Annotated in this window: 18 protein-coding genes; 4 read left to right on the top strand and 14 right to left on the bottom strand. The window is 69.7% G+C overall.

Annotation, left to right across the window (positions count from 1 at the left end):
- Positions 1-12: 12 nt before the first annotated feature.
- The 5 genes from VGZ23_11185 to VGZ23_11205 all read right to left on the bottom strand — a co-directional run bounded on the left by VGZ23_11185 (position 13) and on the right by VGZ23_11205 (position 6,403).
- Positions 13-1,431 carry an MFS transporter gene (locus VGZ23_11185; GenBank protein HEV2358156.1) on the bottom strand — a complete coding sequence of 473 codons (1,419 nt, stop codon included), beginning with the start codon at positions 1,429-1,431 and terminating at the stop codon, positions 13-15.
- Positions 1,428-2,606, bottom strand: a complete 1,179-nt coding sequence (gene solA, locus VGZ23_11190) for an N-methyl-L-tryptophan oxidase (protein HEV2358157.1) — start codon at positions 2,604-2,606, stop codon at positions 1,428-1,430. The genes VGZ23_11185 and solA overlap by 4 nt, the downstream gene beginning before the upstream one ends.
- Positions 2,603-3,817 (bottom strand): acyl-CoA dehydrogenase family protein, encoded by a 1,215-nt coding sequence (locus VGZ23_11195; GenBank protein HEV2358158.1) that lies wholly within the window; start codon positions 3,815-3,817, stop codon positions 2,603-2,605. The genes solA and VGZ23_11195 overlap by 4 nt, the downstream gene beginning before the upstream one ends.
- Positions 3,818-3,888: 71 nt before the next feature.
- Positions 3,889-5,127, bottom strand: coding sequence for an MFS transporter (locus tag VGZ23_11200; GenBank protein HEV2358159.1), 1,239 nt, complete (start codon positions 5,125-5,127; stop codon positions 3,889-3,891).
- 7 nt (positions 5,128-5,134) lie between these two features.
- Positions 5,135-6,403: a divalent metal cation transporter gene (locus tag VGZ23_11205; GenBank protein HEV2358160.1), complete on the bottom strand. Its 1,269-nt coding sequence runs from the start codon at positions 6,401-6,403 to the stop codon at positions 5,135-5,137.
- 449 nt (positions 6,404-6,852) lie between these two features.
- Between VGZ23_11205 and VGZ23_11210 the strand changes: the two genes are divergently transcribed.
- Positions 6,853-8,403 carry a glycosyltransferase family 39 protein gene (locus VGZ23_11210; GenBank protein HEV2358161.1) on the top strand — a complete coding sequence of 517 codons (1,551 nt, stop codon included), beginning with the start codon at positions 6,853-6,855 and terminating at the stop codon, positions 8,401-8,403.
- 24 nt (positions 8,404-8,427) lie between these two features.
- On the opposite strand, the gene VGZ23_11215 is transcribed toward VGZ23_11210, so the two are convergent.
- From VGZ23_11215 to VGZ23_11230, 4 genes are all read right to left on the bottom strand, one after another.
- The gene (locus VGZ23_11215) at positions 8,428-9,399 is read right to left on the bottom strand and encodes a serine/threonine-protein kinase (protein ID HEV2358162.1); all 972 of its coding nucleotides are present in this window, start codon (positions 9,397-9,399) and stop codon (positions 8,428-8,430) included.
- Positions 9,400-9,427: 28 nt separating this feature from the next.
- Positions 9,428-10,210 carry a protein phosphatase 2C domain-containing protein gene (locus VGZ23_11220; protein ID HEV2358163.1) on the bottom strand — a complete coding sequence of 261 codons (783 nt, stop codon included), beginning with the start codon at positions 10,208-10,210 and terminating at the stop codon, positions 9,428-9,430.
- A complete protein-coding gene (locus tag VGZ23_11225) occupies positions 10,182-10,760 on the bottom strand; it encodes a response regulator (protein HEV2358164.1) in 579 nt (192 codons plus the stop codon). The genes VGZ23_11220 and VGZ23_11225 overlap by 29 nt, the downstream gene beginning before the upstream one ends.
- A gap of 99 nt (positions 10,761-10,859) precedes the next feature.
- Positions 10,860-11,072: a CDGSH iron-sulfur domain-containing protein gene (locus tag VGZ23_11230; protein ID HEV2358165.1), complete on the bottom strand. Its 213-nt coding sequence runs from the start codon at positions 11,070-11,072 to the stop codon at positions 10,860-10,862.
- A gap of 355 nt (positions 11,073-11,427) precedes the next feature.
- On the opposite strand from VGZ23_11230, the gene VGZ23_11235 reads away from it, so the two are divergent.
- The 3 genes from VGZ23_11235 to VGZ23_11245 all read left to right on the top strand — a co-directional run bounded on the left by VGZ23_11235 (position 11,428) and on the right by VGZ23_11245 (position 14,966).
- Positions 11,428-12,960: an APC family permease gene (locus VGZ23_11235; GenBank protein HEV2358166.1), complete on the top strand. Its 1,533-nt coding sequence runs from the start codon at positions 11,428-11,430 to the stop codon at positions 12,958-12,960.
- A gap of 252 nt (positions 12,961-13,212) precedes the next feature.
- Positions 13,213-14,064 carry a sugar ABC transporter permease gene (locus VGZ23_11240; protein HEV2358167.1) on the top strand — a complete coding sequence of 284 codons (852 nt, stop codon included), beginning with the start codon at positions 13,213-13,215 and terminating at the stop codon, positions 14,062-14,064.
- The gene (locus VGZ23_11245) at positions 14,061-14,966 is read left to right on the top strand and encodes an ABC transporter permease subunit (protein HEV2358168.1); all 906 of its coding nucleotides are present in this window, start codon (positions 14,061-14,063) and stop codon (positions 14,964-14,966) included. Before VGZ23_11240 ends, VGZ23_11245 begins: the two co-directional genes overlap by 4 nt.
- A 164-nt stretch (positions 14,967-15,130) precedes the next feature.
- Here the strand turns inward: VGZ23_11245 and VGZ23_11250 are convergent, their stop codons facing one another.
- The 5 genes from VGZ23_11250 to VGZ23_11270 all read right to left on the bottom strand — a co-directional run.
- Positions 15,131-15,982: an NAD(P)-dependent oxidoreductase gene (locus tag VGZ23_11250; protein ID HEV2358169.1), complete on the bottom strand. Its 852-nt coding sequence runs from the start codon at positions 15,980-15,982 to the stop codon at positions 15,131-15,133.
- On the bottom strand, positions 15,979-17,211 hold the full coding sequence (locus tag VGZ23_11255; GenBank protein ID HEV2358170.1) for an amidohydrolase family protein: 1,233 nt from the start codon (positions 17,209-17,211) through the stop codon (positions 15,979-15,981). The genes VGZ23_11250 and VGZ23_11255 overlap by 4 nt, the downstream gene beginning before the upstream one ends.
- A 4-nt stretch (positions 17,212-17,215) precedes the next feature.
- Positions 17,216-18,124: a carbohydrate ABC transporter permease gene (locus tag VGZ23_11260; GenBank protein ID HEV2358171.1), complete on the bottom strand. Its 909-nt coding sequence runs from the start codon at positions 18,122-18,124 to the stop codon at positions 17,216-17,218.
- Positions 18,121-19,050, bottom strand: coding sequence for a sugar ABC transporter permease (locus tag VGZ23_11265; protein HEV2358172.1), 930 nt, complete (start codon positions 19,048-19,050; stop codon positions 18,121-18,123). Before VGZ23_11265 ends, VGZ23_11260 begins: the two co-directional genes overlap by 4 nt.
- Before the next feature lie 80 nt (positions 19,051-19,130).
- A partial coding sequence (locus tag VGZ23_11270) for an extracellular solute-binding protein (protein ID HEV2358173.1) occupies positions 19,131-20,291 on the bottom strand: 1,161 nt, incomplete at its 5' end.

Raw genomic sequence — 20,291 nt, forward strand, 5'->3', positions numbered from 1 at the left:
CCTCCGTTGCGGCTATGAGACGTTGTCTCCTGGTGCGTCGGGCGGCGCGGCCGCGGTCACCCGGGCCTCCCGCGACCTGATGGACACCGGCACCGGCTCGAGCCCGCCCCGCGGGCCGGTCTCCGGGCGGTGCTCGGCGATCTCTTCGAGACCGCGCCCGGCGGTTTCTTCGCCGAACACAAGGACGATACCCACCGCGAGGACCAGAGCCGCGGCCACGATCGCGAGGGCCTGGGTCCGGCCGCCGTTCCAGGTGTGCATCAGCGCCGCCAGCATGAGCGGCGTCACGATCCCGGCGCCGCGTCCCGCCGCGGAGCCCCAGCCGGTGGCCGTCGCCCGGATGCGAGTCGGGTATAACTCGCCCGCGTAGGCCAGGATGACCGGCCACGACGCCAGCACCCCGCCGGCGAGCGCGCCGCCGCCCAGCACGAACGCCGCTTCGGTGCGCGCCACGGCGAGTTCGATCGTCCCGAATGCCGCGAGCCCGAGGGCCGCCGCGAGCACCGGCTTCCGCCCGAGCCGGTCGAGCGTGAAGGTCGCGGCGATCGTCGGAGGCAGCATCATCACGGCGACCACGAGCGAGGCCTCTGCGGGGTGCCCCATGCCGGCCGCCTGAAACATCGCGGGAATCCAGACGATGGGTCCCTGGAACGCGCCGATCATCATGAACCACACGCTCCACAGCAGGAAGGTACGCCGGCGAAACCGCGGGCTCCAAAGCTCACGGAGGTGCGCGATCATCGTGACGCGGGCGGCCTGCTCCTGGTCGGGCAGGTCGAGCATGATGCCGTAGCGCGCTTGGAGGGAGGCGACGACCGCCTCCGCCTCCCGGCGGCGTCCGTGCGCGAGGAGGAAGCGCGGCGACTCGGGGATGAGCCGGGGACCGGCCAGCGCGAGCGCGAGCGGCAGCGCGCCGATCGCGAATGTCCCGCGCCAGCCAAGCGTATGCGCCAGCGCGACGCCGCCCACGCCGGCCGCGAGCCATCCCGTGCCCCAGAGGACCTGTGTCCACCCGAGCAGCGCGCCGCGGCGGTCGGGCGGCGCGAACTCGCTGATCAGGCTGGTGGCCACCGGCGCCACGCCGCCGAACCCGATGCCCATGAGGAGCGTCGCCGCGATCAACCAGCCGAGCGAGGGGGCGGCGGCGGCGAGCGCGGCGGCGAGGCTGCTCGTCCCGACCGTCAACCCAAACGCGGCGCGCCGGCCGATCCCGTCCGCGACGTAGCCGGTCGCGATGCCGCCGAGCAACTGTCCGGCGCCGATGGCGGCGGTCAGAAACCCCGCCTGCGCCGGCGTGAGACCCCAGTCCCGGCGAAGACCGAGCAGCGCGAAGCTGACCACGCCGAGCGTCACTCCGTTGGCGCCGAAGCCCAATCCGGCGACGAACGTGACACGCTCGTGCAACGGCCGGCGCGACAGAGACCGGTTCACGCGCCCGCCGGCGGGGTCGCGCCCCCCGTCGCGGGGCTCACGCCGGCGAACCGCGCCGGGGAGAGGAACGCGATCGGCTGGGACGTTCGCCCGTCCAGCGCGAGATCGGCCAGAATCTCGCCGACCACCGCCGCGAATTTGAACCCGTGACCGCTGAACCCGGTGGCGTACACCAGCGTCTCGTACCCGCCGGGGCGGTCGATGATGAAGTGCCAGTCCGGCGTCATCGTATAGAGACAGGTCTCGATCTCGAGCAGCGGCCCGGCCGCCGCGGGAAGGATCCGGCGCAGCAGCGCCGTGAGGCGCTCCACTTCCGGCTTGTCCACCTCACGCCGGCACGTCTCCGGCGTGCAGCCGTGTCCCCGTTCGTGGATCGCGGCCTTCGAGCCGTGCCCGTCATTGACGTCGGGAATCCCGTAGATGTTGGTACCGCCGACCTCGCAGATCCACACCGGGCATCGGTCGGCGCGCAGCAGGGGCGCCTGGTCGGCCGACGCCGCCGCAAACCAGCCGACGACCTGGCGCGTGGCTTCGATGGGCAGGGCCAGCGACCTGAGCAACGCCGGGGCCCAGGCCCCCGACGTCACGACCACCGCCCCGGCCTCGTAGCGGCCGTGCACGGTCTCGACCGCGGCGCGGCCGGCGCCCGTCTGCCACGCGACGACCGGCTCGTGGTACCGTAACTCGGCGCCGGCGCGCGCGGCGCCGGCAAGATGCGCCGCGATGGAGCGCTCCGGGAAGAGCACGCCCGCTTCGGGATCCCAGAGCGCGGCCATGTCGGCGCCCGGCGAAAACATAGGGAAGCGCCGACGGACCTCGGAAGCCGTCAGCACCTCGTGGGCCACGCCGTGGGCACGGGCGCTGGCGAGCGCGCCCCGGACCACCGGCGCGTCGGCCGGGCCGAGCCAGAGACCGCCGGTGCGGCGGTAGAGGGCCTCCCCCGTCTCCCGCGAGAGTTCGGCCCACAACTCGTACGCCCGGTGCAACAGCGGCACATACGCGGGGTGCTCGAAATAGGCTTTGCGGATGATCCGGGTGTAGCCGTGGGACGATCCGAACCGGTGACCGGGCGCACGCGCGTCCACGCCGAGCACGCGGCGGCCGCGGCGGGCCGCATGAAAGGCCGCGGCGCTTCCCATCGCCCCGAGACCGACGACGATGACGTCGTAGGTCAACGGCCGGCCTGCGTCGCCTGCACCTGGGGGACCGGCGCCCCGAAAGCGTCGAACCCGGTGATGTCGCGCCCCAGAATCAGCGTGTGGACGTCGTACGTGCCCTCGTAGGTATCCACCGTCTCGAGATTGGCCGCGTGCCGCATCGCCTGATATTCGAGCGTGATCCCGTAGCCGCCCAGGATGCCGCGGGCCGCGCGCGCGATGTTGAGCGCGGCCCGCACGTTGTTCCGTTTGGCCAAGCTGACCTGGGTGTACCCGAGCGTGCCGGCGTCCTTCCGCCGTCCGAGGTGGTACGCCAGCAACTGAGCCTTCGTGATCTCGGTGAGCATGTCGACGAGCCGCTCCTGCATCAACTGCGTCGCGGCGATCGGCCGGCCAAACGCGACCCGCTCCTTCGCATAGGCGAGCGCTTCCTCGTAGCAGGCAACCGCGGCGCCGATGGCGCCCCAGGCAATGCCGTAACGCGCCTGCGTGAGACACCGGAGCGCCGCGCCGAGTCCCGCGGCGCGCGGCAGCACGTCCGCCTCGGGAACGAAGACGTCCTCGAGCACCAGTTCGCTCGTGACCGACGCGCGCATCGACGCCTTCGTGTGGATGTCGTGCGCGGCGAACCCCGCCGCGCGCGGGTCGGCAAGGAACCCCCGGATCACGCCGTCGTCGTCCTTCGCCCAGACGAGCGCCACGTCGGCCAGGGACCCGTTCGTGATCCACATCTTGGTCCCCGTGAGCGCCCAGCCGCCCGGACGCCGCCGCGCCCGCGTCTGCATCGCCGCCGGATCGCTGCCGGCCGTCGGCTCGGTCAGGCCGAAGCAGCCGAGCTTTTCCCCCGCCGCCATGGCCGGCAGCCAGCGGCGCCGCTGCTCTTCGCTGCCGAACTCGTAGATCGGATACATGACGAGCGCGCCCTGGACCGAGGCGAACGACCGCACGCCGCTGTCCCCGCGCTCCAGTTCCTGCATTATGAGCCCGTAGGCCACGTTGCTCACGCCGGCACAGCCGTACTCTTGGGGGAGGTTGGCGCCGAACACCCGCAGCGCCCCGAGCGAGGCGATCACATCGCGCGGGAAGTCGCCGGCCAACCAGGCACGGCCGATGCCCGGGAGCACCTCCTTGTCGACCAGGCGCGCGATCGTATCGCGCGTGAGCCGCTCATCTTCGGTCAACAGTTCTTCGATACCGTAGTAATCGACACGACGACCGGGCTGTGACATCCGCCACTCCCTCGGGAACGTGTCGGGCAGCGCCTCCTACTTCCGTCCTCGCGAATCCGTATCCTGTCCGTCTACGCGCCCGGTTCGGGGACGCGGCGCGCCACGGCGTAGCCGAAGGCCACGACGCCGGCCAGCGCGGCCCAGGCGGCCGCGTACGAGGTCCGCTCGACGAACCAGCCGAAGGCCGGGGGCGTCACGAACGTGACGGCGTACAGCATCGTCATGCTGATCCCCATCGCGGCGCCCGCCCCGTGCGCCCCGGCTTCTTCCATGATCAGGGTGTTGAACAGGCCGTTCCACCCGAGCAACAGGAGCCCCCCGGCGACCGCCACCGCCGCGGCCACGACGACGGGCACGGGCCGGGGCATCGCCAGGAGGGCCAGCGGAAAGACAGCGCACAACGCCGCGCACCACGCATACGCCGGCGTCCGCCGCCCGCCGAGCAGGCGGTCGGACACGGCGCCCCACCCCAGCCGTCCCACGATCCCGCCGCCGTGCACCGCCAGCAACAGCGCCGTCGCGAGGTGCTTGCTCCACCCGAAACGGTCGACCATGTAGAGCGCCAGGTAGCCCTGGTAACAGAACTGGCCGATGACGAGCAGCATCGCGACGATCGTCGTGCGCCGGATGCCCGTATTCGCGAGGATGGCACGCACGCGGCCGCCGAGCCGCCCGCCGCGGACACCCGGTTCACCGCGGCCGTCTGCGGGACCGTCCGCGTCTCCGCCGACATCGCGCAGGCCGGCCGCGCAGAGCAACCCTGTGAGCCCGCACACGACGGCGGCACCGAGGATTGCGGCGCGCCACCCATAGACGGCCGCGAGCGGGGGCAGCAGGAGCGCGGCGATCACGCCGCCGAGCGGCAGCCCGGATTGGCGGATGCCCATCGCCGTGCCGCGGCCGCGCGGTCCAAACGCCGCCGCGACGGCCTTCGTGCCCGCGGTCTGACCGCTCCCATAGCCGAGCCCGGCCACGAAGAGCAGGACGGCGAGCGCGCCGAACCCGCGCGCGCTCGCGACCACCGCCGCCATCGCGGCGGTGAACAGCGCACCGGCGGTCAGCACCAGGGGTTCGCCCCACCGGTCCGCCAGGAGGCCGAGGGGCAGAAACAGGAGCAGTGCGCCGAGATCGAACGCGCCGAAGAGGATGCCGACCTGCGCGAGCGAGAGGCCGAACGCCTCGCGCCAGAACGGCGCCAGGACCGGCAGGCCGAAGCGGATCGTGGTCAACCCCGCCTGCTGCAGCGTGGTCAGGGTGAGGACGCGAAGCGCCGCAGACGCGCGCGGCGGCCGCACCGGCGCAGCGGTCACCGGGGCCTCAATGCGCCTGGGTCGCCAGTTGCCCGAGGCTCAGCAGCGCCAGCGCGAGCGTCAGGAGCGTTGTCCCCCAGCCCACGACGAGCGATGCGGTCCCGTTGACATGGCCGCGGCAAATGCGCCGGTCGCTCGACAGCAACAGCAGGACGATGAACAACGGAACGAGCAGCCAGCCGTTCAATACCTGCGACCAGAACATGAGGGTTACCGGCGGAATCCGGAACAGCGCGATCGCCGCGCCCACCGCGAGGGCCCCGCCGAGCACGACGTAGAATCCACGGGCCTGCCACACCTTCTTGTCGAGGCCCTCGACCCAGCCGAACGCCTCCGCCAGCGCGTACGCCGAGCAGGCCGCCATGACCGGGATCGACATGATGCCGCTCACCACGATCGCCACGGCGAAGATCGTGCCGGCGGCGGGACCGGCGATGGGCCGCAGCGACGCCGCGGCCTCGGCCGCCGAGCGGATGCCGGCCTGGTGTCCCAGCAGCACCACGCCCGCCACCAAGATGATGAAGTAGCAGATCAGATTGGAATAGGCCATCCCGACCGCCACATCGGCCGCCTCCGCGTCCAGGTCCTTGACCGTGCGGCGACCTTCCACTTCTTCGGTGGTCTGCCAGAAGAAGATGTAGGGCGTCAGGGTCGCGCCCAGCAGTCCCAGCGCGGCCGCGAAGTACCTCGGCGTGAACCGGATCGGCGGCAGCAGCGTGTCCCGCACCACCGCGGCCCAATTGGGATGCACGATGAACCCCTCGATGACATAGAGGAAGAAGAGCGGCGTGATCAGCAGCAGGAACCGGCTAACCATCCGGTAGCTGGCATAGACGAGCATCACGCCGAGCGCAAGGCTGATCGGGAGAACCCACCACTCCCAGGCGAGACCCGTCACGAGCTCGAGCGCGGCGCCCGTGCCGGCCAGATCCGCGCCGATCGAGATGACGTTCGAAACCAAGAGCGGAACGACCACGATCAGCGCGACGGCGGGCCCGTAGTGGGTGCGGAGAATTCGTGCGATGCCCTGCTTGGCCACGACCCCGAGCCGGGTGGACATCTCCTCCAGGTAATACATCATGATTGTGGACAGTGCCATCAGCCACAGCAGACCAAATCCCGTTGTGGCGCCTATCTGGATGTACGTGACGATGCCGGCGGGATCGTTGTCGGACGCCCCGGAGACAATGCCGGGGCCCATGACGCGGAAAAACTGCCGCCACGTCCGGCGGTGGTACAGATGCCGGCCGTGGGGGCCGGCGGCGGCAGCACACACAGCAGGATCGGTTCGGCCGCGAGCAGGCCGTCCCTGCCCGCGGAGGGGGGACATGGCGCGAGGCCGGCGGTGCGTTACGCGCCGCCGGCCTCGAATACTTTCGTGTCCTACCCCCGCTCCTCGCCTCCGCGACGTTCAAGTCGCCTCTGTGGGGACGCATCCCCGTGGCTGGAGGGTAACGAGGGGTTCGCTGGAGCGGCCGGAAAACTCGACCGCCGCTCCGTTACTGCTTCGGTGGCCGCTCCCGGGCCGTAGCCGTGTTCCGACGTGACCGACGCGTTCTTGCTCGCATCGTCCCGCCTCCTCGCTTCCCGGGTTGCCTGCCGATGCGATCGTGCCGGAAGGCTTTTCACCTATATTCTCCACCCGCCGCCTGCACCTGTCAACCCCGATGCGGCCGGGTTGGGACGGTTGTCCGCCGTTTCACGTTGATGGTAGCCTGATAGCCGATGAACGCCGCGCGCGGTGCAGGATCCGAGACCAAGGTCGCCATCTTGATCGTGGTGCTGCTTGTGGGCGCGCATGCGCTGTGGCAGGCATGGATCACCGCGGCGGCCCCCTATCCCGCCCGGTACGACTACGACGAAGGCGTGTACGCCGAGAGCGCGGTCGCGGCCGCATCCGGAGCGCGCCTCTATTCCGCGGTCTTTCTCAGTCAGCCACCGCTTCTCGTCGGCGTGCTCGCGCGCGCCTTTGGCGCATTCGGCAGTTCGCTGGCCACAGCCCGCGGCGTCGTCATCGCGTTCTCGGTCCTGTGGCTCGCCGCCCTGGCCGCCGCGGCGGCGCGCGGAACCCGTCCTCGTGCGGCGGTATGGGCGCTCGGCATTGCCGTCACGGCCCCCGCGTTCGTCGAAGCCGCGCATACGGTGCAGATGGAAGCTCCGTCCGAAGCGCTGGCCGCCTTGGCCGTCGCGCTCGGGGTGATGGCGGCGCAGCACTCCGGCACGTCGCGCGGGCAGCGCGCGGCGCATGCGGCGCTCTGGGGTCTCGTGGGGGCGGCGGCCGGATTGGCCGTCATGACCAAGCTGACCGCGGTGACGTGCGTCGCACCACTCGCCGCGGCCGCCGCGGCGGGAGACGGAACGGCGCGCCGGCGGAACCTAGTGGCGCGCGCCGCCGTGGCCGCAATCGGCGCCGTGACCGCCATGGCCGCGACCGTCCTATGGACCGGAACCCCGCCCGGCGAGATGTGGATGCAGGCGGTGGTGTTTCATGGGGCGGTCGCGCGCGCGACCATGCTTGATCCGGCGCGACCCGCGTCGTTCCTCGCCGGGTTCGCCGCCGCCAACTGGCTGCTCGCGGCCCTCGGGCTCGTGGCCCTCGGGAATTTCCTGCGGCCGCATCCCGCGGGCGGCCCGCCGGCCGAACCCGGGGCGCCGAGGGTGGCACTCCGGACGGCCGCCGCACACCGCCTCGCCGCGGCATGGCTCGGGGCGGACCTCCTGCTCCTCTTCCTCCTGCGCCCTGCGTGGCCGCATCATCTCGGGATCCTCGTCTCGCCGCTTGCGCTCCTCGCGGCGCTGGGCGTGGAATCCGTCGTCTCGACCGGCGGCGATTCGCGTCCTGGGGTCTCCGCGGCGCCCCCGGCCCTGCGCACGCGCGTGGCGGCCGCGCTGCTGATCGTCGTCTGGATTGCGGCCCTCGCGAGAACGGCCGCGGCCCTGCGTCCCGCGTCCTCCGCGTTGCTGCGGGATGCGGTCGTGCGCACACGGGAGGCCGTGCCGGCCGGAGGGTTGGTGATTGCCGACGATCCGATAGTCCCGCTGCTGGCGGGACGCGCCGTGCCGGCCGCCTTCTGCGATACGTCCGAGACGCGCGTGCGAGCCGGCGGGCTCAGCCCCGACGCCCTCATCGCGGCTCTCGGCGACGGGCGGGTGCGCGCCGTGCTCCTCTGGCGGGGCACCTTTCGCCGGATGCTCCCGGGCTTCGTCGACGTTGCCGCCCAGCGATTCCCGCGGCGCTGGGACGCGGATGCGACCCGTGAGCTCCTCACACGGTGACCGGACGCCGCTCGGCGCCGGATGCTACCGCCGAAGCAGCAGTTCCGCCAGCAGCACGAGGACCGCGGTGCCGAGCGCGATCAACCCCAGCAGCGCGAGCGGATGCCGCGTGAGCCCCTCGCGGAGCGGCGAGCCGACCGGAGGATCGGGCCGCTCCAGAATGCCCGCGTCGACGCCGTCGGGCGCGCGCAGCGCCGCCAGCAGCTCGCCGCCGTCGGCGAAGCGTTCGGCCGGCCGGCGCCGCATCGCGCGGGCCACGATCGCGGCCACGGACCGCGGCACCTCGGGCCGCAGCCGGGCAAGCGGCTCGGCGGCCATGTTGAGATGCTGGTACATCGTGGCCAGCGGATTCGTGCTGCGAAAGGGCGGCCGGCCGGCGAGCATCTCGTGCAAGATCACGCCGGCGGCGTAGACGTCAGTTTCGGGACCGCCCCGCTCCCCACGGATCTGCTCAGGCGCCATGTACTCGGGCGTGCCGACCAGGCCCGAAAACCCGCGCCAGGTCACCCGGGGGGCGCCGTCGAGCAGGGCAATTCCGAAATCGATGATCGACACGCGGCCGTCGTCGCCGACGACAATATTCTCCGGCTTGAGGTCGCGGTGGTAGACGTGCTGCGCGTGGCAGTACGCGATCACGTCGGCGAGGCTGCCCGCGATCGCGAGCGCACGCGCAAGAGGCAGCCGCCCTTCGCGGTCGAGGATCTCCCGCAGCGACCGTCCCGGCGCATAGGCGAGAACGAGATACGGCGGGCGTGCGTCCTCGTGGGCCTCGAGCAGCCGGGGCACGCCGGGATGGTCGAGCGTCCGGCCGATCGCGACCTCACGCCGCATCCGCTCGAAGGCGGCGACGTCGCCGAGTTGCGACGGTTCCAGGAACTTGAGCACCACGCGGCGGCCGTCGATGGCGTCGCGGCCCTCGAAGACCGCCGCTTCGCCGCCCCGGCCGAGCGGGCGTTCTATTCGATAGTGGCCGACGTGGTCGCCGGGAGCCGGCATCGCACCCCGTTGGGCGGGCGCTGCGCGGCTATCCGCCGAGGCGCACGCCGAGGACGGTCAGGTTGTCATACCCTCCGCGGCGGTTCGCGTCATCGACACAGGCCTGCGCCGCCGCGGGCGGAGGCAGGGTCGTGAACGCGTCCCGTACGTCCTCCGGCGTCAGGTGCTCGTAGAGGCCGTCGGTGGTCAACACGAAGCAGTCGCCCGCCTGCACGGAGCCGGCCGACACGTCCACACGCACCATCGCATCGCCGCCGATGGTCCGCGTGAGCAGATGCCGGTGGCGGTGCCGGTCGGCGCCGGCGCGGTCGACGAGACCGATCCGCCGCATCTCCTCGACAATGGTGTGATCGCGGGTGAGCCGGAGCAGCGCGCCGCCCCGGAGCAGCCACGCCTTCGAGTCTCCCACGTGCGCGACCCGGTACCGCCCGTCGCCGATCGCGAGCGCGGTGAGGGTGGTCTGCATCCCGGCGAGGTCGGGGTGGCCGAGACGCATCGTATAGACGTGCAGGTTCGCCTGCTCCACCGCGCGGCGCAGCGCCCGGCCGGCATCCCCGCGCCGGTGCAGGTAATACTCTTGGACCACCGTGTGCGCGGCCTCGGCGCTCGCGACGGCGCCGCCGCCGTATCCGCCCACACCGTCCGCCACGATCAACAGGGCGCCGCGGCCGGTCCGGAGCTCGCGATCCTCGGGGATCTCCCAGAGCAGGACATCTTCGTTCTTGGGACGCACGCGACCGGCGTCCGTGGCGGCCCCGATCTCGAGCATCTCCACGGCGGCGCTACGGCTCGTCGAGAGCAACGATCGCATCCGCCACCTCGGTGATCGTGCGGCCGGAGGCTTTCGCGAGCCGGCGCAGGCGCGCCGCCGCGTCGTCCGCCGACAGCCGGTAGCGCTCCGCGAGCCGGCGCGTCGCTTCGGCGACTCGCGGGGCGTCCGCCTCCCCGGCGCCGGGCGGGCGCCGCCTCAGCCACGCGAGCTCCGCGAAACGGGCGCGCGCGACCTCGATCGCGGGTTGGAGCTCGGCTTCGCGCACGGGCTTCATGAGGTAGGCCAAGACGCCGGCATCGGCGGCTTCCGCCACGAGGCCCTGTTGATTGTAGGCGCTGAGCACGATAATCGGGACCGGATGGGTCGCCATGATGCGCCGCGTCGCCTCGAGGCCGTCCATCCCAGGCATCTTGATGTCCATGATGACAACGTCCGGGGCCAGCTCGGTGACCTTGGCGACGGCCTGGTGGCCGTCGGCGGCCTCCCCCGCCACTTCGTAGCCGAGCTCCCGGAGCATCACCCGCAGCCCCATGCGGATGAGCGCTTCATCGTCAACGAGCAAGACCCGGACGCGGGATGATGTGTCCACGGCCGAACCCCCCTGAGATGCGACGACGCCCCCGCCCGTCCGGGCGGGGGCGTCGCGGCCCACCCCTATCTTAACACGGCCGCGCGGCCGCGGGCAACGTCAGTCGCCGCGCACCGCGCGGTTGGCCGCAGCGAACCCGACCTTGCTGTGCGTGCCGTCGCAGAACGGCTTGGTTGTCGAACCACCGCAACGGCACAGCGCCACCGTCTCTTTCTTGACCTCGAAGACGCCGCCCTGCGCATCGATGATCTTCACGGGCCCCTTCACGAGGTAGGGTCCGTTGTCGAGCGGCGTGATCGTCACGTCGGCCATCAAACATTCCCCCTTCGGTGGAGTGCCTGCACAGGCTCCCCCGCCCAATCGAGGGGCTGCCCGCTACTCTGAGTCTAACGCGACCGGCGGCATCATCATTCCGACCGCCGACAACGAATTCTTCACCGATTGCGCCGGGTCGCAACAACGTCTTGACACCGGGCCGCGGGGTCTGGGATAATCCTGGGCAAGGATCGCACCAGGACGTGCACCGCGAGGCCGTGACGCCGAGCCCATGGGCTCGGCGTCACGCGCTTCCAGGCGGCTTCGACGCCCCCCGCTGCCCCGGCGCAGCCCGTAGTCACAGACCATTCTGCCTCCCTGCCCGGGGGGCGACGTGCCCAGGAGGGTGACGATGTCGTCGGAGACCGGGTTTCGAAAAAGCCTGACGCTCACCGGCGTGACGGTCAACGCGATGGCCCTCATCGCGCCGGGAGCGTTTCTCTGGATCACCTACCAGGTGCAGGCCTCGCAGGTCGACGCGGCCGGCGCGTCGACGGCGATGGACATCTGGCCGGGGCTCGCGCTCGCGCTCGTGCTCGCGTTCCTCACGGCGATCTCCTACGCGATGCTCAGCGAATTGTACCCGAACGCCGGCACCGGGTCGTCGTACTACTTCGCCGAAAAGGCGTTCCTCGACAAGGAAGAGTCCACGCTCCACCGCTGGGCGCGGCTCGCCAAGTACGTCGTCGGATGGATCTCCCACCTGTACTACTGGGTCTATCCCGGCGTCATGGTCGCGATGATGGCGACCATGATCGTCTACATCCTCGGGCTGTCCAACATCAACCTGCCGCCCGCGGCCCAGGTGGGGATCGCGGTCGCTTTCTCCTTCGCCACGGCCTACGTCGCCTACCGGGGCATCAGCGGCTCGACGCTCGCGAGTCTCCTGGTCAACGTGATCCAGATCGCGGCCCTGGTCCTGATCTCCGTCCTCGCGCTGAGCTACCGGTTCGGCGGACCGCACGTGACGTTCGTGCACCCCAATCTCGCGAACGTCGTTCTGCCCCATAACCTCAGCCACGTCCTCTTCCAGGCCACGGTCGCGATTCTGCTCCTCGTCGGGTTCGAGTCGGCGACCGCGCTGAGCGCCGAGGCCCTGCACCCCAGCTTCGTCAGCCGGGGCGTGATCCTCTCGCTGATCATCCAGGGGCTCATCGCCTACCTCTTCGAGTACTTCGCCACCGGCGCGTGGATGAACACCGCCTACGCGCTCAAGGACGCCAAGGGCAAGCTCCTCACCGGCTACGACGCGGCCGGCATCTCGTCCGCGCCGATCGGCGACATGGTCCGCAGCCTCGGCAACACGATGCTGGGCGGGATCGGCTTCGCGCTGCTGCTCGTGATCGCGTTGACGGTGGCGATCGCCGTCTTCGGCACGACGCTCGCCTGCATGAACACCGGGGTCCGGCTCACCTTTGCCATGGGCCGGGACGAGGAAGTGCCGGCGATTCTCGGCCTGCTCCACGGACGGTACGCCACCCCGCACTTCGGCCTGTGGCTCATGGCGATCGTATCCGCCGTCATCGGCGGGTTCGGCGTCCTCTCGATCATGAACCTGACCGCGATCACGTTCCTGTCGAACATCGGGACGTTCTTGCTCTACGGCCTGACCAACTTCGTCGCGTTCATCGCGTTTCGCCGGGCGCCGCAGGCCAGGACGGTCAAGCACGTCCTGGTGCCGCTCCTCGGCGTCGTCGCCAACATCGGGATGCTCCTCGCCGTCATCTACCTCGGCATTCTGGGCGGCGGCGACACGCGCACGGCGGCGCTCATCTCCATCATCACGGCCGGGGCCTGGCTCGTGGCGGGCGGCGTGTTCTTCGCCACCAACAGCCGCGCCCGGAGCCGGGAGGTGTGGGCCGTCCGCCCGACCGAAACGGCCTGATCGAGACCCGTCGCACGGCGAAATTAGATCACGGCGGCTCGGCTCTGTCCACCGGGGCCGGGCCGCCCGTGCTCGGGCCGCCGTGACCGCCGTCGGGTAACGGACTGAGGTGGCCACACCGGCAAGGAGTTTCGCGGCGATGGCGGGAACAACGGCCCGATGTCGCAGGCTATGGCCGCCGTTTCCGGGTCGCGGACCGCGGCCCCACCCCAGAAGAACCACATCGAACCCAGGCGGCGTCAAGAGATCCGCTTGGCCTATCTGCTGCTTACTCCCGCCGCCCTGCTTGTCTTCGGCGTCGTCGCCTATCCGCTCGGCTGGCAGGTGTGGACGAGCTTGACGAGCCGGTCCGTCGCCGAGCCGGTCACGCGCTTCGTTGGCGCGGGCAACTACATGGCGCTGCTGGCCGACGCGGGGTTCTGGGGGGCGGCCGCCAATACCCTCGGATACGTCGTGATCACGACGATCCTGAAGCTCGCGGTCGGGATCGCGATGGGTATGGGCCTCGCCCATCCGTTCCCGGGACGTACACTCGCGTTCATCGCGGCGTTCCTGCCGTGGGCCTATCCGGCCGGTCCCGCGGAGGTGGGCTGGTTCTGGTTCCTGATTCCGCCGATTCCCGCCTCCTACGCCAATTTCATGGCGCACCTGCGGCTTTTCTTCGATAACGCCTTAGGTTACGGCACGTGGGGATTCATCAGCGTGGTCCTTTTGAACGTCTGGCGGGGCGGCTCGTTTGTCGGCATCTTTCTCCTGGCCGCCCGCAACGGGATTCCCGATCAGCTCTTCGAGTACGCTGCCCTCGAGGCCCGGAGCGGATGGCAGATGTTCTGGATGGTGACGGTCCCCATCCTGCGGCCGTTCCTCGCGCTGGCGGCGTTCCTCACTCTGACGAGCGCGGTCGGCGACTTGAGCAACCTGTGGATGCAATCCGGCCAGCGCGACGTCTATCCGATCGTCTGGACCCAGGCGATCCAGCTGGCCCTGAACGGCGGGCTGTGGGGGCAGGCGGCCGCGGAGTCGTTGGTGCTCCTCCCCGCGTTGATCGCGATTCTCCTCATATGTTTCCGCCTGTTCGAGCCCCTTGAGGAGGGACAGACGTGAGGCGGCACCGCCCCGATGCGGGACTAGCCGGCGGGAGGCGCCGGCGTCGCCGTCTCGGCCGGGTGCTCCACGGCCTACTGCTCGCCCTCCTTGCGGCGTACAGCATCTTCCCGATCTACATGCTGACAGTGGAATCGCTCAAGACCGTCAATGAAGACCAGTTCGGCAACCCGCTGTACGTTCGGCAGACGAGCTTCGAATGGTACAACGGCCTGTTCGAGGACGAGGAATGGGTCACCAGCGGCGGCATGACGCGGCACACCGTGCCGTTCCTCCACTGGGCTCTCAACACGGCGATCGTCTTCAGCGTTGCGCTCGTCCTCGTGCTCGGGACCAGCCTGGCGGCGGCTTATGCGCTCGCGCGCCTGCGGCCGCCCGGGTGGCAGTGGTGGCGGCGGGCGATGCTCGCGACGTTTCTGGTTCCTCAAACGCTGTTGTTCCTGCCGCTGTTTCAGGTGGTGTTCCGGCTCCACCTGGACGACAGTCTGCTGTCGCTCGTCCTGACGTATCCGATGCTGGCAATCCCGTTCTGCGTCTGGCTGCTGTCGGCGTATTTCCAGAAGCTCGCGCCGGAGATCGAGGAGTCGGCCTACATCGAAGGCGCCGGCCGGTGGACCGCGTTCACCCGGATCGTGCTGCCGATCAGCTGGCCGGTGCTGGTGGCCGCGGGACTCTTCGCCCTCGGAGTGATGAGCAGCGACTTCATGCTGGCCGGCGTGTTCCTGCCCAATCAGTGGCACCAGACGATCGCGGCCGGGATGGCGACGATGAACGTCAGCTTGGAGGACCTGAGCGTGGTGGCGGGGATCAACGCCGGCGGTCTGCCGGTGCTCCTGATCGCGGCGCTGCTTGCCCGGACCTACACCCGGGGCCTGACGGCCGCCATGATTGAAGGGGCCTGAGCGCCTCCTAGACGCCCCGCCCACCGGAGTTTGATAAGCGGCGTTGACGTCGGGGTCGCGACGCGGTGCGGCTGGGCGCCAAACGGTGATGCGGCCGAATACGACGAAGGTAACAGCCGCGGGTTAGGGCGATATCGGCGCCCGGCCGGTCCTGTGTTCCGCGTTCACAGGCGGCCGCGGGTCGACGCGTCCAGGTCGTGGGTAAGCCCGACGATGAGCTGCGAGACCAGACCGAGCACGGGCGCGGACACGCCTGCCTCGCGCGCCGTGTCAAGCGCCAGGCCGGTGTCCTTCACCAGAATATCGAGCGACGTGCCGGGCCGATAGCCCTCGATCCACTCGCGGACGACCGGCCAGTGCTCGACGACCCACGTCGTCCCGGTACAGGTACGGAGGACGTTCCACACCGCTTCAGCGGCCAGTCCGGCCGCGCCCGTGAGGTCCGCCATCTCCCGCGCGGCGAGCAGGCTCACGGTCAGCAACACTTGATTGGCCATCTTGACCGTCGTCCCGGCGCCCGCCTCGCCGACGTGCTCGATCTGCGTGCCCATAGCGGCAAGCAGGGGGCGCGCCGCCTCGACGTCGGCCGCGGCGCCACCGACGATAATGGTGAGCGTGCCGTCTTCCGCGCGGGCGCGTCCCCCGCTCACCGGCGCATCGAGGAACCGGAGACCGCGCCGGCGCGCGGCGTCCGCGAGACGGCGCATACAGGGCACACCGACCGTGCTCATCACGATCAGCAGCGTTCCCCGCCGCGCGCGCTCGAGCACGCCGCCCTCGCCCAGCACGACGGCTTCAGCCTGAACGGGCGTCCGCACCATCACGATCGTGACGTCCGAGCCGGCACCGACGTCCCCTGCCGACGGCACGATCTCACCGCCGAACGTAGCGAGTTCGCGCGCGCGTTTATCGTCAACATCACGGCCGAGAACGTGAAATCCCGCGCCGCGGAGCCGGCGCGCCATGGGCAGTCCCATCTCACCGAGCCCGATCACGCCCACCGTGGTCACTTTCACTCGCCCTCCGTGACGAGGCCTCCTGCGTGATAGACGATACGGCCCCCGCGCAGGACCAGCCGCACGCGTCCCAGCGCCGTGGTGTCTGCGAGCGGGTCGCCGTCGACCGCGATGACGTCCGCAATCTTGCCAACCTCGAGCGTGCCGAGCCTGTCGGCCATCCCGAGTGCGGCGGCCGGCCACGCCGTGGCCGCCTGGATGGCCCGCATGGGCGTCTCGCCGAGCGTCACCGCCCATGCAACCTCATCGGGTAAATGGCCGTGCACCGCGTCCGTGCCGACGACGTAGCGCACCCGGCGCGCGATGACCTTTCGCGCCGTCTCCCGCGCCGCCTCGCCGAGCCGGGCTAGACGGGCCGTCTCCCCCGACGAGGGGTCGCCGAAGGCGCGGCCGTGCGGACCGCACAGCACGCCGAGCGTCAAGGTGAGCAGCGTCTCCTGCCGCGCCGCCAGGTCGAGATCGGCGTCGGTCAGAAACCATCCGTGCTCGATCACATCGAGCCCGCCGCCGATCGCCTCCGCCACGCCGGGCCCGCCGAGCAGATGCGCCGCGACGCGGCGCCCCGCGGCGTGTGCGGGACGCACCGCAGCCGCCACGTGCGCTTCGCCATAGTAGCAGGCGGTCGGCTCGCGCGACGGATCGCCGACGCCGTCGGAAACGAACAACTTGACGAAATCGACCCCGTCGGTGATATTCGCTTCGGCCGCGCGGGCAATCTCTCCGGGGTCATCTGTCATGACCGAGGCGATGGCGCCTCCGCCCCCGCGCGGCGACTTGATGGCGCGGCCGGCCACGACGAGGCGCGGCCCGACGATCCGTCCGGCGTCGATCTCCGCGCGAAGCCGCAGGTCAAGGCCGCCGAGGTCGCCGCAGAGCCGCGCGGTGGTGACGCCGCCGCGCACATCGTCCTGCAGCCGGCCGAGCGCGTTGCCCGCGGCGACCGGCGGCGGCTCATGCGCCTGCGCAAGCAGGGCGCCTCGGCGCGTGTCGATGCCGGCATGGGTGTGGAAATCGATGAACCCGGGAAGCAGCGTGCAGCCGGGCAGCGAGATGCGCAGGACTCCGGGCGCGGCTCCGGCGCGCGCGCCGCCCGGGCCGGCTACGGCGCTCTCCGGCTCGCTCACGGACCGTTCCACGGCGGCGATGCGATCGCCGTCGATCAAGAGACCGCCGGGCGCGGACACGCCGCCTGTCCCGTCGATCAGCCGGTCGGCGTAGAGCCGGAGCATCCCGCTACTTGACGGCCGCGCTGGTGATCCCCGAGATGAAGTTGTCGAGGAAGAAGACGTAGAGAATGGCGACAGGCACCCCCACGAGAAGCGCGCCCGCCATGAGCGACCCCCAATAGTACACGTCGCCGCGTATGAGGTCCGTGGCCACGCCGAGCGGCACCGGCTTCTGATCGGACACCGACACGTACACGAGTGAGTACAGGAAGTCTTGCATTGTGAGCGTGAACGCGAAGATCACGGCGGTGAGGATGCCGGCGAGACTCACGGGCAGCACCGTCCGGATCAAGGCCCCGAGCCGTCCGCAGCCATCGACCTGGGCGGCCTCTTCGATCTCCGGCGGCACCGTCTTGAAGAACCCGCTGAGCAGCCACGTGCAGAACGGGATCGTGAACGTCGGATAGATGAGCACGAGGGCCCACTTCGTGTCGATGATGTGCGTCATGGCGACGACCCGGGACAGCGGGATGAACAGCAGGATCGGCGGGATGAGGTACCCGAGAAAAATGCCGATGCCCATGTTCTCCGAGCCCGGCAGCCCGACCCGCGCGAGCGCGTAGCCGGCGGGGACGCCTACCAGCAGCGTGATCAGCGACACGCAGGCGGCGATCACCATCGTGTTGGTGATCCAGTCCCCGTAGTACGTGTGCTGGAAGAGGTAGGCGAAGTGCTCCCACGTCGGGTGCTGATGGAACCAGAACGGAAAAACGGTCGGGTTCACCAGGTCGGCGTCGGTCTTGAACGCGGTAATGCCCATCCACACCACCGGGAAGACAGCGATGAGGATGAACGGCGCGAGCCCGAGGTAGACCAGCAGGTGCCGCCTGAGCGACCGCGCCTTCGCGCGACGGGCGCCGGCCGCCACCAGCCCGATCTTGTCGAGCGGGAGCGCGTGGCCCCGGACGGCGGTCACAGTGTCTCGCGCCTCCGGAGATTCCGCAGCAGCAGGTAGACGACCGGCAGCAAGATCGGGAACAGCATGAGCGAGATGGCGGCCCCGCGGCCGAGCGCCCCGGCCTGGATACCGACCTCGAGGGCCTTCGTCGGAAGGATCTCGGTCGCGCCCATCGGACCGCCAAGCGTGAGCAGGTATACAATGCTGATGTCGGAGAGCGTAAACACCGTATCGAAGAGGAGCCCCACGAGCAGAATCGGCGCGATCACCGGAATGACGATGTACCGGTAGCGCAGAAAGAAGTTGGCGCCGTCGACCTTGCCCGCGTCGAGCAGCTCGAGCGGGACGGCCGACATTCCGGCCATCAACACGATCGCGGCGAAGGGAAACCCACGCCAGACGTTGACCGAGATGACGGCGATCCCCGCGAGTGTGTTGTCGCCGAGCCAGTTCGGCCAGCCCTGGATCAGGTGCAGCCGGGTGCCGACGTAATTGATGGCGCTGAACTGCGGATCGTACATCCACTTCCAGGCAAGCGCGCTGATTGCCACCGGCAGCGTCCACGGGATTACGATGAGCGACCGGATGAGCTTCTTTCCGCGCACCTCCTGCACGAGCAGAAAGGCGAGCAGCGTTCCGAGAATGCCCTTGAAGATACCGGCGACCACGGTGAAGACAATGGTGTTGCGCAGCGCCTGCCGGATCGTCGAGTCCGACAACACCGCGACAAAGTTCGACAGCCCGACGTAGTTGGCGGACGTGCCGGCGACCGTCGCATCGCTCAACGCCAGATACAGGGAGAAGAAGAACGGGACGCCGACCAGCACCGCCATGTAGATGACGGCCGGCGCGAGCAGCGAGTACCCGAACCGCAGCCGTTCGGCCGTAAAGGCGCGATGGCGCACCACGGCCGGGCGGGTGATGATCGCTTCGGCATCCGGCATTGTCTTCTACCTATCTCGGCGGCAGGTCGGCCGCACCGGGAGGGCGGTGCGAACCCGCCCTCCCGGCAACCGGTGCCAGGCTACTTGTACTTCGCGTAAATGCTCTTGATCTGACCCATACCCCACTTGATCGACCCTTCCAAATCGTTGCTCTGGACGTACCGGGTCATCATGTCGGGAACGACAAACGTCGCAAACACTTCGGCCACGGCCGCGGTGTAAGGCCCGGGATAACCACCGATAAGCGCGTACTTGCCCATGTCCTGCAGGTACGTGACCGTCGGGTCGCTGCCCAACACGACCATCGGCTTCGTGTACCACTTGTTGAGCATCGGCATGTTGTAGCCTTTGCTCTCGGTGGCGCTGAACTTGACGTCCGCGATGTACTTTTCGAGGAACGCCTTGGCCGCGGCCTGGTTCTTCGAGAACTTCCAAATGCCCATCGCGACCGGGTCGACGACCGGCGTCGGCCGGCCGACGCTGCCCTTCGGCTCGATCCACGGCCCGGCCACCTGGATCTTCTTGTAGAGGTCCGGGTTGACATTCTGGATCGACCGGAACGCCGAGATCGCGTCGTGGATCCAGATGGCCACACCTGACCCGAGATACCGGTTGTCGGAAACGTTGTCCCACGACAGCACTTGCGGGGTCATGCACTCGTCGTAGAGCGCCTTGCCGAAACGCATCGCTACGCGCAGTTCCTTGGAATCCCAGGCGATCTCCTTGCCTGAGGGATCGGTTTCCTTGACGCCGAAGGCGTAGAAGATCGCGCGCCAGTCGTGGTCGGAATCGTTGCAGTGCGAGATCTGAACGCCGGTGTCATGCTTCGGGGTCTTGCTCTTGCCGACGCGCCCGGCGATCCGAGCGTTCTCCCACGTGCTCGGCTCCTTAAGCCCAAACTGCTTGAACAAGTCGGTTCGCCACAGCATCGGCTGCGCGATGTAGAATTCCGGCAGCAGGTACCAGGTACCGTTGACCCGGGCGATCTGGTCGGCCATCGGGATCCAGCCGCCGTTGGCCTTGCCGATCTTGCCCGCGAGGTCGCTCAACTCCACCAGCTGCTGATGGTACTGAGATACAAGAATCCGTGTATGATGCTGGACGATATCGTGCCCGGCGCCCGCAGCCAGTTCGGAGGCGAGCCGGGCGGGCAGCTGGTCGATCGGGATGTGGTCCACGCGGACCGTGACGGCGTTCTCGACGCCCCAGTCGTTGGCGTACTTGTCGAACGCGGTGTCGTA

The organism is bacterium, assembly GCA_035945995.1.
In the GTDB taxonomy this organism is placed as follows: Bacteria; Sysuimicrobiota; Sysuimicrobiia; order Sysuimicrobiales; family Segetimicrobiaceae; genus DASSJF01.

Excerpts from the sequence above, each read along its gene's own strand:
- VGZ23_11195 (HEV2358158.1), bottom strand. The coding sequence starts at position 3,817 with ATGTCACAGCCCGGTCGTCGTGTCGATTACTACGGTATCGAAGAACTG.
- VGZ23_11210 (HEV2358161.1), top strand. The coding sequence starts at position 6,853 with ATGAACGCCGCGCGCGGTGCAGGATCCGAGACCAAGGTCGCCATCTTG.
- VGZ23_11215 (HEV2358162.1), bottom strand. The coding sequence starts at position 9,399 with ATGCCGGCTCCCGGCGACCACGTCGGCCACTATCGAATAGAACGCCCG.
- VGZ23_11220 (HEV2358163.1), bottom strand. The coding sequence starts at position 10,210 with ATGCGATCGTTGCTCTCGACGAGCCGTAGCGCCGCCGTGGAGATGCTC.
- VGZ23_11230 (HEV2358165.1), bottom strand. The coding sequence starts at position 11,072 with ATGGCCGACGTGACGATCACGCCGCTCGACAACGGACCCTACCTCGTG.
- VGZ23_11235 (HEV2358166.1), top strand. The coding sequence starts at position 11,428 with ATGTCGTCGGAGACCGGGTTTCGAAAAAGCCTGACGCTCACCGGCGTG.
- VGZ23_11255 (HEV2358170.1), bottom strand. The coding sequence starts at position 17,211 with ATGCTCCGGCTCTACGCCGACCGGCTGATCGACGGGACAGGCGGCGTG.
- VGZ23_11265 (HEV2358172.1), bottom strand. The coding sequence starts at position 19,050 with ATGCCGGATGCCGAAGCGATCATCACCCGCCCGGCCGTGGTGCGCCAT.